This is a genomic window from Escherichia sp. 94.0001 (genome assembly GCF_013369155.2).
Taxonomy (GTDB): Bacteria; Pseudomonadota; Gammaproteobacteria; order Enterobacterales; family Enterobacteriaceae; genus Escherichia; species Escherichia coli_F.
The window spans coordinates 1-203 of sequence record NZ_JABWMS020000363.1 but is presented as its reverse complement, the minus strand read 5'-3'; the positions used below and the strand labels follow the sequence as shown (position 1 = coordinate 203).

Genomic DNA, 203 nt, shown 5'->3' with positions numbered 1-203 from the left:
ATCGCGGATTCAGGTGCTGATACTGAATTCACCGGGAGGCACCCGGCACCATGCACTGCAACAAAAGTGTTATTTCTGTTTTTCTCAAACTATCATCGTTATCCCTTTATTTCCGGCTGCGCATGGCGCGGCCTTTTTTTTACGACCAGCCACTGGCAGATGGTCATCCTGTGATTTGATTCCGGTTCCGGCTTTTTAACTCT

The 203-nt window shown here is 48.3% G+C and carries 1 pseudogene; it reads right to left on the bottom strand.

What is annotated here, in order from left to right:
- Window positions 1-107: 107 nt before the first annotated feature.
- A pseudogene (locus HEN33_RS26755) lies at window positions 108-203 on the bottom strand (hypothetical protein); the annotation flags it as partial.